Genomic DNA, 14,771 nt, shown 5'->3' with positions numbered 1-14,771 from the left:
ACCCAAATATGGAAAAGACGTATTATCTCCCTGCCGAATGGCACCCGCAGAGCTACATACAGCTCACCTGGCCCCATGCCGATACCGACTGGGCCTACATGCTCGATGAAGTGGAAGCCTGCTTCGTCCGCCTGGCTACCGAAATAGCCAAGCGTCAACCCCTGCTGCTTGTGGCACCGGAGTTTCCGGCAGCCCTGGCCGATTTTCCCTACCGCGACCGGATTACCTTCGTGAAATGTCCCACCAACGACACCTGGGCCCGCGACCACGGATTCATCACCCTATTGGAACGACACACCGACCCATTGCTGCTCGATTTCTGCTTCAACGGCTGGGGCATGAAGTTTGCCGCCTGCAAGGACAACCTCATCAATAGCCACCTGTTCAAGACCGGCGTGCTTAACGGCGACTACATCAACTGCCGCAATTTCGTGCTGGAAGGCGGTTCCATCGAAAGTGACGGTGAAGGTACTCTGCTTACCACCTCTCCCTGCCTGCTGGCTCCTAACCGCAACGATACGCTTTCACGAAAAGACATTGAAGTTTACCTGATGGAACGCTTCAACCTGCGGCAGGTGCTCTGGCTGGACTATGGCTATCTGGCTGGTGACGACACCGACAGCCACGTGGATACGTTGGCCCGTCTCTGCTCCGACCATACCATCACCTACGTGCAGTGCCTGGACAAGAACGACGAGCACTACGGCGCCCTCCGCTCCATGGAAGACCAGCTCAAGACCTTCCGGACCCTCAACGGAGACCCCTACCGCCTGCTCCCGCTACCGATGCCCGATGCCATTTATGACGAAGACGGGCAGCGCCTTCCGGCTACCTACGCCAACTTCCTTATTATGAACGAGGCGGTACTTTACCCCACTTACGCTCAACCGGCACACGATGCCCGTGCTGCCCAAGTGTTGGCCGAGGCTTTCCCTAGCCGTGAAATTGTAGGCGTGGATTGTCGTGCCCTCATCCAGCAGCACGGTTCCCTTCATTGTGTAACCATGCAATATCCTGAATCTGTAAAAAACAACATAGAATCATGAAAAGAACCATCCGTGTCGGCCTCGTGCAGCAGTCCTGCACTCCCGACCTCAAACTGAATCTCGAGAAACTGCACCGCAACATTGCTTCTGTGGCACAGGCCGGTGCCCAACTGGTCGTACTCCAGGAACTTCACAATACTCCTTACTTCTGTCAGACAGAAGACACCAGCCTGTTCGATTTGGCAGAGCCCATACCAGGCCCTTCCACCGGCTTCTACAGTGAAATAGCTGCGGCCTACCACATCGTGCTGGTTACTTCCCTGTTCGAACGCCGTGCCGCCGGACTGTATCACAACACCGCCGTAGTGTTTGATGCAGACGGAAGCATTGCCGGCAAATACCGCAAGATGCACATTCCCGATGATCCCGCCTATTACGAAAAATTCTACTTCACCCCTGGCGACTTGGGCTTTGAACCCATCGAAACTTCCATCGGCAAATTGGGCGTACAAGTATGCTGGGACCAGTGGTACCCCGAAGGTGCCCGTATCATGGCCCTGAAAGGGGCCGAACTGCTGATTTACCCCACCGCCATCGGCTGGGAAAGCAGTGACACCCAAGAAGAAAAGATGCGTCAGCTCGGTGCATGGGTCACCGTACAGCGAGGCCATGCCGTAGCCAACGGCCTGCCCGTCATCGCCGTGAACCGTGTAGGCCTGGAGCCCGACCCTTCCGGACAGACCAACGGCATCCAGTTCTGGGGCAACAGTTTCGTAGCCGGTCCGCAAGGCGAAATCATTGCCCAGGCCAGCAACCTGAAAGAAGAAAACATGGTAGTGGAAATTGATATGGACCGCAGCGAGAACGTACGCCGCTGGTGGCCCTTCCTGCGCGACCGCCGCATCGATGAATTCGAGCAACTCACCCGCCGCTTCATCGATTAAGTTCCGTCTATACCTTATTATATATAACGCACAAGCGCCACGGCCTTTCAGCCATGGCGCTTGTCTTTTTTATCGTCTGTCCCAGAAGCTCGGGGTCAGCAGCAGCAATACCCCGAACAATTCCAGTCGCCCTATCAGCATCATAAACGACAACAACCACTTTGCCAGGTCCGGCAACGCACTCCAAGAAAAGGCAGGTCCGAAAGCTCCCAGTCCCGGTCCCACGTTACCAATACTGGACACCGAAAGGCCGAACGCTTCCTCCAGTCCGATGCCCATGCACATCAGCAACAGCCAACACACAAAAATACAGATAAAATAAAACAACACGAAGGTCATCACCGTGGCAATGGTCCGTTGCGAAGCCGCCATCCGGTTCAACTTCACCGGCAATACCGCACGCGGATGTGTCAGTCGGTGAAACTCGTTTTTCACGTTCCGCAACACCACTAACAAGCGCACAATCTTGATACCTCCGGCCGTTGACCCAGCACATCCACCGGCTACCATGGCGTAAATCAGCAACATCCATGTGAAAGGCGCCCACATATTATAATCATCTGTAGCAAATCCACACGAGGTATGAACGGAAGCCACCTGAAACAACGACTTTCGGAAAGCCTCTTCCAGTCCGTAATGGTTATGCCAGTAAAGTGCCCCCGTAATCAGTAACGTCACTGCCCCGATGGAGATGAGATACAGGCGAAACTCTTCGTCCTTGAACAGATGTTTGACACGCCCCGTCATGCACATGAAATACAGTGAGAAGTTCACGCCCGAAAGTACCATGAAAATGGCTATTACATATTCTATAAAAGGAGAGTTCCAATATGCCACACTGTCCTGTTTGGTAGAATACCCTCCCGTCGCCGTGGTAGAAAACGCATGGCATACCGCATCAAACAAGTCCATACCCCCCAGCAGCAGCAACACCGTTTCCACTACCGTCAGAATAAGATACACCGTCCACAGCCATTTGGCCATGATACTGATTTTCGGATGAATCTTGTCGTGCGTCACCCCTGTGGCCTCTGCTGAAAAAAGTACTTGGTTTCCCACCCCGAAGATAGGCAGCACCGCAATCGTGAAGAACACGATACCCAGTCCCCCAATCCACTGCGAGAAACTCCGCCAAAACAACATACCGTGTGAAAGCGACTCGATGTCGTCCAGAATCGTCGCTCCTGTGGTGGTAAAACCCGACATCGTTTCAAAAAAAGCGTCTGCCACCGAAGGAATACTCCCGCTGATATAGAAAGGCAACATACCGAATCCCGTGAAAAGCAGCCACGTGAACGCCACGATGCAATACCCGTCGCGCCGGGTTACCCGGTTTTCCGCTCCTTTTCCAAGCAGCAGCAGAATACTTCCTACAGCCACATTGATGAGTGTCGTATAAATAAAATAAAGGTAGTCTGCCTCTCCATAGCACAGAGACACCCCTGCACAGACCAGAAACATGATGGCCTCCATAAAAAGCAGAACTCCCAGGATGCGGAAAATCATTTTCCTGTTTATCAGGCTGTTCCCTCTGTTGGCCGTCACATTGACCGCCGTCGATATAAAATCTTCCATGTATTCTATGTGTTTACCCTGCAAACTTACACAAAATTCTGTGTTTTTCCCCTTCCCTCCTCAGGAAAAGTATACCGTTCTCTTTCCCAATATTTCCTCATAAGATTTCTTTCAGAAAGGTACTACTTCTTTTCCATCTGAAAATCAGGCCTTTTCAGATGCTCCAAAAACGCAAGTGCGTTTCAACTCAAACGCAAGTACGTTTCACCTTAAACACAAGTGCGTTTTACTTCAAACGCAAAGGCGTTTTAGTCCAAACGCAAGTACGTTTTTTCACCCACAGAAAAAACTTATCACACATGGAAGATAGAGGCTTTTTCCGTATCTTTGTACTTAAATATGCGCTGAAACCGGGCCTTAGAAAGAAATGAATGAAATTCGAATGAAGGTCCTTAAAGACTGAAATGAGTGCTTATTAAGCTTTAAACAACAAAATGGAAACCAAAAAAGAACAGCATTGGTACGCATTTTACGTAAGAATGCATCACGAGAAAAAGACGGCCGAGAAACTTGAAATGCTCGGAGTAACTCATTTCCTTCCCATACAGGAAGTTATACGGCAATGGAGCGATCGGAAAAAGAAAATCAAGCAAGTAGTGATTCCAATGCTGATTTTCATCTGTACGGACGAAAAAAGTCGTATCGGGTTACTGCAAAATTTCCCGTCACTGACAGGCTGTCTGATAGACCCGGCCACCAAACGACCAGCCATTATCCCGGATGAAGAGATGGAACAGTTCAAGTTCATGTTGGATTATTCAGAAGAGGCTGTACGGTTCCAAAACGAACCGCTGTCCCCAGGAGAAGAAGTAGAAGTCTTCAAAGGGCCGCTGAAAGGCTTGCAGGGAGAGTTGGTAGAGTTGGCCGGACATTCACAAGTCATGATTCGCATCGAACATTTGGGATATGCCATCGTAGAGATTCCTGTGGGATATATCAAAAAGCTGTAACCATTCCCCTACTAAAAAAGAAATGCGGAAGCCCCGTCAAGTAAGATGAGGTTTCCGCATTTCTTTTTTAAGCTGTTTTTACCCTTTACTGAAAGAACACATCGTCCAGACGGGTGTTGTTTTCTTCCTCTATTTCGGTCAGACGATCCTTGCAGGGGTCGAAATCGCCCGGTATATCAAACGTCTCGTCGGGAGAATAGCCCAATGACTTGTCAGCATAGACTTTCTGCATATAGATTCCCCAGATAGGCAGCGCCATAGAAGCTCCTTGTCCGTCGCGCATCGTATCGAAATGGATGTCGCGTTCTTCACCACCTACCCAGCAACCTGACACCAGCGACGGGGTAAAGCCCATGAACCATCCGTCGGAGTTGCGGTTGGTGGTTCCGGTCTTACCGCCCATATCAGCTTTGATACCGTACAGACGGCGTACACGTCCACCTGTTCCTTCGTTGATCACAGCCCGTAACATGACAAGCATCTTATAGGAAGTGGATTCGCTGATGACTTCGTTGACCTGTGGCGTGAAGGTGGCTACTACGTTACCGTCATTGTCTTCAATGCGGGTGACAAACAGCGGAGCGGTACGGATGCCTTTATTGACAAAGGCGGTGTAGGCACTCACCATCTCTCCTACCGAGATTTCGCACGGACCCAGACAGAGAGATACGGTAGGCTGAATGTCTTTGTTCAGCACACCGAAAGAGTGTATCAGGCGAACCAAGTCATACGGGCTCAACTTACTCATCAGATAAGCCGAAATCCAGTTATTGGAGTTGGCCAGACCCCACTTCAGGGTCACCATTTCCCCATAATGCGATTTGGAGCTGTTTCGGGGCGACCAGGCTTTTCCATTCTCGTCGAAGAGGGTCTGCTCTACATTACGGACTTCATCACAGGGGGAGAATCCATTTTCCATGGCCAGCGCATACAAGTAAGGTTTGATGGTAGAACCTACCTGACGACGACCCACCATGGCCATATCGTACTGGAAGTAATTGTAGTTCGGTCCACCCACATAAGCCTTCACATAACCTGTAATGGGATCCATCGACATGAAACCGGCCCGCAGGAAATGCTTGTAGTAGCGGATAGAGTCGAGCGGCGTCATGATGGTATCTTTCTCGCCTTCCCAGGAGAAGACTGACATCTCATACTTGGTGTTGAAGGCTTTCATGATTTCGGCTTCTGAACAGCCATCGGCCTTCATGGTGCGGTAACGGTCGCTCTGATGGACGGAGCGGTTCAGAATCTGCTGTACTTCTTCCGGAGTAAGCTGGTTGGTATAAGGAGCGGTCTTACGTCCTCTTTTTTCCTTGAAGAAACGAGGCTGCAAATATTTAGCCAGATGCTCGTAAACGGCTTCTTCAGCATACTGCTGCATATGGGAATTAATCGTGGTATAGATTTTCAACCCGTCGACATACAGATTATAATTGGTTCCATCCTTCTTCTTGTTCTTGGCGCACCAGCCGTAAAGCGGATTGGTTTCCCAGGCAAGAGAATCCTCATAATATTTCTGCATCTGCCAGCCGCGATAGTCGCTCCGGTCCGGCTTGCGAGCAGTCATAATGCCACGCAGGTATTCACGGAAATAAGTAGCCAGACCATCTTTATGGTCTACGGGCTGGAATTTCAAGACCAGAGGCAATGCCTGAAGCGAATCACATTCCTCACGCGTAATATAACCGGCCTTACGCATCTGGTCGAGTACCGTATTGCGGCGACCGCGCGAACGTTCGTTGAAACGGCGAGGATTATAAAGGGAAGGATTCTTGCACATACCAATCAAGGTGGCAGCTTCTTCTATCTTCAAATTCTTGGGGTCTTTTCCGAAATAAGTCTTGGCAGCCGTCTTGATACCCACCGCATTGTTCAAGAAATCGAACTTATTGAGGTACATGGTCAGAATTTCTTCTTTCGTGTAATAGCGTTCCAGCTTGACGGCGATGACCCACTCAATGGGCTTCTGCAACAAACGCTCCATCACGTTGTCGGCCGTAGGAGAATAGAACTGCTTGGCCAGCTGTTGGGTGATGGTACTACCTCCCCCCGCATGCTTCTGCATGAAAATACCACGCTTGATGACCGCACGCATGAAAGCACGGGCATCAATACCGGAATGGTCCTCAAAGCGGACGTCTTCAGTGGCTACCAAGGCATGCACCAAATGGGGAGAGAGGTCTTCATAGCCTACATACACACGGTTTTCCTTACTGAGCGACCAGGTACCCAAGAGTTTCCCATCTTCGGAAATAATCTGGGTGGCAAATTTCAGGTTCGGATTTTCCAGTTCTTCCACCGGAGGCACATAACCTATTTTGCCTTTTGCAATAGCTGTAAAGATGACCGCTACCACGAGCATGCAGAGAACCACAAAGCCCCACAATACATATATAAATATCTTTCTCATACGTTTTTTCTATTCGTTTGTATTCTATGAAGCCGCAAATTTACAGAAAATCTTTGTAACTACGGCTTATTTTCCGCAATATCCTCTCAAAAGCGAAAAGGTTGTCCGAAATCTCCCCAAAACGGTGGATTTTCTATTTTTTTTGCCTACCTTTGAACTCCGGTATTATAAAAGTAATCAAAAACAGCTAACATGGAAAATAGAAGTTTAGTTACTATCGCCGAACATTCCAAAGAAAGAATTCTGTATCTTTTGGAAATGGCAAAAGAATTCGAGAAGAAACCTAACCGCCGCCTGCTGGCCGAGAAAGTAGTCGCCACCTTGTTCTTTGAACCATCTACTCGCACCCGTCTGAGTTTCGAAACTGCAGCCAACCGTCTGGGAGCAAGAGTCATTGGATTCACAGACCCGAAAGTGACCAGTTCCTCAAAAGGTGAAACGCTGAAAGATACGATTATGATGGTGAGCAACTACGCCGACATCATCGTAATGCGACACTATCTGGAAGGAGCAGCACGCTACGCCAGTGAAGTGGCTCCGGTGCCTATTGTCAATGCAGGAGACGGCGCCAACCAGCATCCGTCACAGACCATGCTCGACCTATATTCTATCTATAAGACACAGGGCACACTGGAAAACCTGAACATCTACCTGGTAGGTGACTTGAAATACGGTAGAACCGTACATTCACTGCTTATGGCGATGCGTCACTTCAATCCTACTTTCCATTTCATTGCTCCGGACGAACTGAAAATGCCGGACGAATACAAGCTGTATTGCAAGGAACATCATATCAAATACGTAGAACATACTGACTTCACGGAAGAAACCATCGCCGATGCGGACATCTTGTACATGACCCGTGTGCAGCGCGAACGTTTCACCGACTTGATGGAATATGAAAGAGTGAAAGACGTGTACATCCTGAACAACAAGATGCTGGAACATACACGTCCGAATCTGCGAATCCTCCACCCGCTGCCTCGTGTGAACGAAATCGCTTACGACGTGGACGACAATCCGAAAGCTTATTATTTCCAACAAGCCAAGAACGGCCTTTATGCCCGTCAGGCCATCCTTTGTGACGTGCTGGGAATCACACTCGACGAGGTGAAAGCTGATACTGAAAAATAATCCGGAAACCTATTCAATTTCAAGTAACTATGAGCGATAAGAAAGAATTACAGGTAGCCGCACTCAAGAACGGAACGGTTATCGACCATATACCATCTGACAAGCTGTTTACAGTAGTATCTCTGCTCGGACTGCAGAATGAGGATGCCAACATTACAATTGGCAACAATTTTGAAAGTAAGAAACTGGGCAAAAAAGGAATCATCAAGATTGCCGACCGCTTCTTCACCGAAGAAGAAATCAGCCGGTTGTCTGTAGTGGCTTCCAAAATCAAGCTGAACCTCATCCGCGACTATGAGGTGGTAGAAAAGAAGGAAGTGGAAATGCCCGACGAACTGAAAGGTATCGTAAAATGCAACAACCCGAAATGCATCACCAACAACGAACCGATGCAGACATGGTTCCATGTAATTGACAAGGAGAAGGGCCTGCTGAAATGCCACTACTGCGAAAAGGAACAGCAGAAAGACAATATCAAACTGCTGTAAACCATGAAGCAGGACTGGAAACCAGGAACAATGATTTATCCGCTTCCGGCTGCCCTGGTGACATGCGGAAGTTGTGAAGAAGAATACAATATCATTACCGTAGCGTGGGTGGGTACTATCTGTACCAACCCACCTATGTGTTATATTTCGGTCAGACCGGAACGGCACTCCTATCCTATTCTGAAAAAGAATATGGAGTTTGTCATCAACCTGACCACCAAAGACATGGCTTTTGCTACAGACTGGTGTGGCGTACGCTCTGGAAAAGACTACAACAAGTTCAAGGAGATGAAGCTGACACCGGGAAAGGCTTCCATGGTACAGGCCCCTCTTATAGAAGAGTCACCACTTTGCATTGAATGCCGGGTGAAGGAAATCGTGGCCTTAGGCTCGCATCACATGTTCATAGCCGATGTGGTCAACGTGAAAGCCGACGACAAATACCTGAACACTGAAACCGGGAAATTTGAACTGGCACGTGCCAACCTGCTGGTCTATGCCCACGGCGGATACTACGAGCTGGGAGAAAAGATTGGCAAGTTCGGTTGGTCAGTGGAGAAAAAGAAATGAGAACCTGATATGATAAAAGAAGTCCTACTCATCCTCATGGGAAGCGGAGTGCTGGCAGTATGTAAACTGCAGGCGCAGGCTACTACTACGCCTATGGTCACGCTGCGGCAACCTCTTTTTAATGTGGGTGTAAAAGCAGGCTTCAATTCATCCATGTTCTTTACGGATGAAATTTCCATCAACGGGAAAGAACTGGAACAAGCCCAGAACAACTACAAAGTAGGATATTTTGCAGCGGTATTCTGCAGGTTCAATATAAAAAAACATCACTTCATCCAGCCTGAGTTTTCATGTAACATCACGCAAGGAAGTGTGTCTATTCCCCTGACACTGGCCAATTCAGAACTTTTGTCGGACAACGCGCTGATAAAGAAAAAAATGACTACCTTTGACATTCCCTTATTGTACGGGTATAAGTTTGTAGACGTACATCCATATGGAATGGCATTCTTTGTCGGACCGAAAGTAACGTGGATATGGGAACGGCACAGTACTACGGAGTTTTCCGGCTTCCACCAGCAGGAAATTAAAGAAAGACAATATCCTTTCCAGTACAGCGGAGTGATAGGGCTGGCAGTCAACGTGTCAAACATCTTTTTTGATTTCCGTTATGAGATAGGCTTGCACAACTCCATTCAGGCCATGTCCTACAATACAGATACGACCGAATCCCCCCATAACGAAGGAGAAATCCGACTGCGGCAACGCAAGAATATTCTGAGTTTCTCTGTGGGGGTTATTTTTTAATGCGAATTTTCATTTTAAAAGAATATATCATGAAACGAGACGATTCTATTTTTAACATCATTGAGAAAGAACATCAGAGACAGTTGAAAGGTATTGAACTGATTGCTTCTGAAAACTTTGTAAGTGACCAGGTCATGCAAGCCATGGGTTCCTGCCTGACAAACAAATATGCCGAAGGATATCCCGGAAAAAGATATTACGGAGGATGTGAAGTAGTGGACCAAAGCGAACAGTTGGCCATCGACCGTGTAAAAAAGATATTCGGCGCTGAATGGGCCAATGTACAGCCTCACTCTGGCGCGCAGGCCAATGCGGCTGTATTTCTGGCTGTACTGAATCCGGGCGACAAGTTCATGGGTCTGAACCTGGCTCATGGAGGTCACCTGTCCCACGGTTCTGCCGTCAATACGTCAGGCATTCTGTACACTCCGTGCGAATACAACTTAAATAAGGAAACAGGCCGTGTGGATTACGACCAGATGGAGGAAATCGCTCTGAGAGAACATCCGAAATTGATTGTCGGAGGTGGTTCTGCCTACTCTCGCGAATGGGACTACAAACGGATGCGTGAAATCGCCGACAAGGTAGGTGCCTTGCTGATGATTGATATGGCTCACCCTGCCGGACTGATTGCAGCCGGACTGCTGGACAACCCGGTAAAATATGCACACATCGTCACTTCTACTACCCACAAGACACTGCGTGGGCCACGTGGAGGTATCATCCTGATGGGTAAAGACTTCCCGAATCCATGGGGAAAGAAAACACCGAAGGGTGAAATCAAGATGATGTCGCAGTTATTGGATTCAGCTGTATTCCCGGGTATCCAGGGAGGACCGCTGGAACATGTGATTGCCGCCAAAGCAGTTGCCTTCTACGAATGCATGCAGCCGGAATACAAGGAATACCAGATTCAGGTACAGAAAAATGCCCGCGTACTGGCACAGGCATTGATGGATCGTGGCTTTACCATCGTATCGGGCGGTACCGACAACCACTCCATGCTGGTAGACTTGCGTACCAAATATCCAGACCTGACTGGAAAGGTAGCTGAAAAAGCACTGGTAGCTGCCGACATTACCGTAAACAAGAACATGGTGCCGTTTGATACGCGTTCTGCGTTCCAGACATCCGGTATCCGTCTGGGTACTCCGGCCATCACAACCCGTGGAGCAAAGGAAGACCTGATGTATGAAATTGCGGAAATGATCGAGACAGTCTTGTCAAACGTAGACAATGAAGAAGTGATTGCTTCCGTACGTCACCGCGTGAATGAAACCATGAAAAATTATCCTATTTTTGCATATTAACTAAACGAAGAAAGAAATGAAAACAATGAATTCTATGGCTATTTTACTGAGCGCTTGCTTGGTATTTAGCAGTTGTGGTATGACCAATACAGCCAAAGGCGGACTGATTGGCGGTGGTAGTGGCGCCGCACTGGGCGCAATAGTAGGTGGTGTCATTGGCCACGGTAAAGGTGCAGCCATCGGAGCCGCTGTCGGAACTGCCGTGGGTGCAGGTGCCGGTGTACTGATTGGCAAGAAAATGGACAAGGCTGCCGCACAAGCCGAACAGATTGAAGGTGCACAAGTAGAACAAGTGACCGATAACAACGGACTGCAGGCCGTGAAAGTAACATTTGATTCCGGTATCTTGTTTAACACAAGCAGCGCCACACTGAGCTCTTCTGCCAAATCAGCTTTGAGTAAATTCGCCAACAATGTACTTAACCAGAACAAAGACATGGATGTAGCCATCTACGGATATACAGACAATACCGGATGGAAAAACAGTACAGCTGAACAGAGCAAACAGAAGAACCTTGACCTGTCACAGGAACGCGCACAGAGCGTATCCAGCTACCTGTTAGGTTGTGGAGCTTCTTCCAGCCAAATTAAATCAGTAACCGGTATGGGAGAAGAAAATCCGGTGGCAGACAACTCTACCGAAGCCGGTCGTGAACAGAACCGCCGCGTAGAAGTATATATGTATGCCAGCCAGCAGATGATTCAGCAAGCTGAAGCAGGCACACTGCAATAATCTACACGCCCTCTTATCGGGTCAATCAATAAAATTATGCCGGGTTTGCAGACCCGGCATAATTTTCATATAAAAGATTCAGTACAAACATGAACAAAAAACGAATATTAAAATACCTTCGCAATCTCGTTATTTTCTTTTTTGCCTCTACCCTTCTTTCTGTCATCGCACTCCGGTTCATTCCCGTCTACATTACTCCACTGATGGTCATCCGCAGCGTAGAACAACTGACTAAAGGAGAGAAGCTGGTCATGAAACATCATTGGGTTCCCAAGGAAAAGATTTCACGCCACCTACCCATGGCTGTCATTGCCTCGGAGGACAACCGTTTTGCCAGCCACAACGGTTTCGACTTCAAGGAAATCAGCAAAGCTATGGAGGAAAACAAGAAGCGAAAAAAAGCCCGAGGAGCCAGCACCATCAGCCAGCAAACGGCCAAAAATGTATTCTTATGGCCTTCCTCTTCCTGGGTAAGAAAAGGGTTTGAAGTGTATTTCACGGTATTGATTGAACTTATTTGGGATAAAGAAAGGATCATGGAAGTCTATCTCAATTCCATTGAAATGGGAGATGGCATCTATGGCGCAGAAGCTGTAGCCAAGGCTCACTTCCACACCACTGCTGCCAAACTGACCCGCAAACAATGCGCCCTGATCGCCGCCAGCCTTCCAAATCCTCGCAAATTCAACTCAGGCAACCCGAGCCCCTACATGTACAAGCGGCAACGGAAAATCATGTACCTGATGAAATGTATCCCGACTTTCCCTGAACCTGAGAAGAAATAAAGGCATCAAGGATTTTCGGAATCGCCCTTCAGAATGGGAAGGGTAATCTTGTATTTCACCGCAAGGATACGGGTGACAAACACCGTAAGCCCTCCGATAATCTGAGAAAGCATTGACTCCACGTCAAGCATCAGGCAAATCCAATACACCAACCCGCCAATCACGCAGGCCATGGCATAGATTTCCTTGCGGAATATCAAGGGAATCTCATTGATAAAGATATCACGCAACACTCCGCCGGCCGCTCCTGTAATACTTCCCATAATAATAGCAATCCAAAAAGGATATCCTAAGGTGTAAGCTTTACTGAACCCGACAATGGTAAACAGAGCCAATCCGATGGTATCGAACAGAAAGAAAGTGTTATTCAGGCGAATGACATACTTCCCGAACAGGATGACAAACAGCATGGCAAAAGCAGTACAAATCAAATACATGGGATTGGTCATCCACGTAGGGGTCACGTCCAGTAAAAGGTCACGGATAGTTCCTCCACCAATGGCTGTGGCCAGCCCCACCACATAAGCCCCAAACCAATCGAAACGTTTGGCTGAAGCAAGGCGTATGCCACTGATTGCAAATGCAAAGGTCCCCACAAAATCAAGAACCGTTACAAACGACGGTATCTGAAAAAAAGTAGTCATATTAAAAATTTTCACCAAGTATAACTCAAACCGAAACTAAGCAACTCCTGCAACTGGAAATAGCTGTCGTCTACTTCACGTGACACGCCATCATCGAAACGACCATGTACGAACAGTTTCGTAGAAAGATATTTATTGATTGAAAAAGTAAAGGTGTTTTCCCATTCAGCCAAGACTTTCTCATAATTTGTGGTATAAGAAAGACGGGACTCCCACATCAACATAGAGAAAACCTTCCACTTCAAAGTAGATTCCAGACGGGAACCCCATACGCTTTCCCGTTTATGTCCTTCCTCAATATTAAACTTAGTCGGGTCAACCCTATCGCTGGCCACACTATACAATGTGTAGTTGATCGGGTTAATCAATACAGACAGATTGCATATACCGTCTTTCACAAATTTGTAGTCCATACCGAGACCGACGTTCAATTCTGCCGGTGAGAAAAATGCAGAAACGAGGTTATCGGAGTTCGTGTCATAATTCGAGAAGAACTGCGTCTTGAACTCCGCAGACAACGTATAATACCAAGTACTGAAAGCTTTGTAACCCAGCTTAGAACTTAAACGAAGCAAGTCGTTGTTAGCCTTGTAGCTATGTACCGTATCAGAAGGAGCCGTAACAAACCCCAACTTCCATTCTATTTTATTTTCAAACTGGATACGCTGTCTGTCATCGTAATTTGCCTGCCAAGTAAAACCAGACAACAAAGACTTCGTACTTTCACCACCTTTATACCAGTTGTCCGAAATGTAGTTCTGCGAGAATTGCAGATAACCATTCCCGCCAAATGTCCAGAAATTAGGCTTGATAACCAACAAATCCTTCTCAGTCACCTGATTTGGCAATTCATTATTCTGCATCATTTCGAGCAGGTTTTCCTTTTTCGGTTCATCCACCAAGACTTCACCATAAATGGGCTTCAATCCCTCCAGATTATCTTCATTTTGTTTCACCAGCTTCGGATACTCCAAATAGAAAGAAAGCAACTGACGATTGACAAACTTATCCACTTGCTGAGAATGACGCAAATCTTTCAGCTGAGGCAATTGTTTTTTAAGAGTATCCTCTTTTATAAAAGGTATCACCGGCTTCCAGTCCGAAATACTGAACGCCTGCTCAATGGGAGCGTCGTAATACGTAGCTGGCATGGACAGTTTATAATAGTCGGGATTTGAACGGATGCCTGTAATCAACAAATAAATATCATCCCAACGTTCCAGCTGAGCATCATAGTCCTGACGGAAATCCTGCAATATCTGCCAGAATTTCTGTACTTCCATCGAAGGCTCAGGCTTCTTAACACCCGTTTCTTTCACTTTTTGAGCAGTTTCCTGAACTACTACAGACGGTACCGTGCGCTGAAGAGAGTCGACTCTCTCTTGCTTCACATTTGATTTTGAAGAAGTTCCCAACTGCTGTGCAGCCAACCCACTGCACATCATACATAATACCACAAACAAACCTGTCTTTCTCATTTTATCTTTATTCT

14 protein-coding genes are annotated in these 14,771 nt (G+C 47.7%); 10 read left to right on the top strand and 4 right to left on the bottom strand.

What is annotated here, in order from left to right; genetic code table 11:
- Nucleotides 1–8 precede the first annotated feature (8 nt).
- Nucleotides 9–1,046, top strand: coding sequence for an agmatine deiminase family protein (locus RDP42_RS01385; RefSeq protein WP_308762215.1), 1,038 nt, complete (start codon nucleotides 9–11; stop codon nucleotides 1,044–1,046).
- Nucleotides 1,043–1,930 carry a carbon-nitrogen hydrolase gene (locus RDP42_RS01380; protein WP_204473989.1) on the top strand — a complete coding sequence of 296 codons (888 nt, stop codon included), beginning with the start codon at nucleotides 1,043–1,045 and terminating at the stop codon, nucleotides 1,928–1,930. The genes RDP42_RS01385 and RDP42_RS01380 overlap by 4 nt, the downstream gene beginning before the upstream one ends.
- A gap of 69 nt (nucleotides 1,931–1,999) precedes the next feature.
- Here the strand turns inward: RDP42_RS01380 and RDP42_RS01375 are convergent, their stop codons facing one another.
- Entirely contained in the window at nucleotides 2,000–3,505 is a 1,506-nt protein-coding gene (locus RDP42_RS01375) for a TrkH family potassium uptake protein (RefSeq protein WP_308762214.1), read from the bottom strand.
- Nucleotides 3,506–3,939: 434 nt separating this feature from the next.
- Here RDP42_RS01375 and RDP42_RS01370 point away from each other — a divergent pair, with 434 nt between their 5' ends.
- Nucleotides 3,940–4,455 carry a UpxY family transcription antiterminator gene (locus tag RDP42_RS01370; RefSeq protein WP_308762213.1) on the top strand — a complete coding sequence of 172 codons (516 nt, stop codon included), beginning with the start codon at nucleotides 3,940–3,942 and terminating at the stop codon, nucleotides 4,453–4,455.
- A gap of 85 nt (nucleotides 4,456–4,540) precedes the next feature.
- Here the strand turns inward: RDP42_RS01370 and RDP42_RS01365 are convergent, their stop codons facing one another.
- Nucleotides 4,541–6,868 (bottom strand): transglycosylase domain-containing protein, encoded by a 2,328-nt coding sequence (locus RDP42_RS01365; protein ID WP_308762212.1) that lies wholly within the window; start codon nucleotides 6,866–6,868, stop codon nucleotides 4,541–4,543.
- Between the two features lie 192 nt (nucleotides 6,869–7,060).
- On the opposite strand from RDP42_RS01365, the gene pyrB reads away from it, so the two are divergent.
- From pyrB to mtgA, 7 genes are all read left to right on the top strand, one after another.
- Nucleotides 7,061–8,002 (top strand): aspartate carbamoyltransferase, encoded by a 942-nt coding sequence (gene pyrB / locus RDP42_RS01360; protein WP_204474001.1) that lies wholly within the window; start codon nucleotides 7,061–7,063, stop codon nucleotides 8,000–8,002.
- Nucleotides 8,003–8,031: 29 nt separating this feature from the next.
- Nucleotides 8,032–8,490, top strand: coding sequence for an aspartate carbamoyltransferase regulatory subunit (gene pyrI / locus RDP42_RS01355; protein WP_308762211.1), 459 nt, complete (start codon nucleotides 8,032–8,034; stop codon nucleotides 8,488–8,490).
- Between the two features lie 3 nt (nucleotides 8,491–8,493).
- A complete protein-coding gene (locus RDP42_RS01350; RefSeq protein WP_204474004.1) occupies nucleotides 8,494–9,060 on the top strand; it encodes a flavin reductase family protein in 567 nt (188 codons plus the stop codon).
- Between the two features lie 9 nt (nucleotides 9,061–9,069).
- Nucleotides 9,070–9,807, top strand: coding sequence for a porin family protein (locus tag RDP42_RS01345; protein WP_303915374.1), 738 nt, complete (start codon nucleotides 9,070–9,072; stop codon nucleotides 9,805–9,807).
- Nucleotides 9,808–9,836: 29 nt separating this feature from the next.
- On the top strand, nucleotides 9,837–11,117 hold the full coding sequence (gene glyA / locus RDP42_RS01340) for a serine hydroxymethyltransferase (RefSeq protein WP_303915377.1): 1,281 nt from the start codon (nucleotides 9,837–9,839) through the stop codon (nucleotides 11,115–11,117).
- A 16-nt stretch (nucleotides 11,118–11,133) separates the two neighbouring features.
- Nucleotides 11,134–11,850 (top strand): OmpA family protein, encoded by a 717-nt coding sequence (locus RDP42_RS01335; protein ID WP_303915380.1) that lies wholly within the window; start codon nucleotides 11,134–11,136, stop codon nucleotides 11,848–11,850.
- An 89-nt stretch (nucleotides 11,851–11,939) separates the two neighbouring features.
- The gene (gene mtgA, locus RDP42_RS01330; RefSeq protein ID WP_303915383.1) at nucleotides 11,940–12,635 is read left to right on the top strand and encodes a monofunctional biosynthetic peptidoglycan transglycosylase; all 696 of its coding nucleotides are present in this window, start codon (nucleotides 11,940–11,942) and stop codon (nucleotides 12,633–12,635) included.
- A 5-nt stretch (nucleotides 12,636–12,640) separates the two neighbouring features.
- On the opposite strand, the gene RDP42_RS01325 is transcribed toward mtgA, so the two are convergent.
- The gene (locus RDP42_RS01325) at nucleotides 12,641–13,261 is read right to left on the bottom strand and encodes a trimeric intracellular cation channel family protein (RefSeq protein WP_308762244.1); all 621 of its coding nucleotides are present in this window, start codon (nucleotides 13,259–13,261) and stop codon (nucleotides 12,641–12,643) included.
- A gap of 29 nt (nucleotides 13,262–13,290) precedes the next feature.
- Nucleotides 13,291–14,757, bottom strand: a complete 1,467-nt coding sequence (locus tag RDP42_RS01320) for a DUF3078 domain-containing protein (protein WP_308762210.1) — start codon at nucleotides 14,755–14,757, stop codon at nucleotides 13,291–13,293.
- Nucleotides 14,758–14,771: the final 14 nt, after the last annotated feature.

Origin of the sequence: uncultured Bacteroides sp. (assembly GCF_902472605.1) — a bacterium.
Classification (GTDB): Bacteria; Bacteroidota; Bacteroidia; order Bacteroidales; family Bacteroidaceae; genus Phocaeicola.
This window is presented reverse-complemented; position numbering and strand designations above follow the sequence as displayed.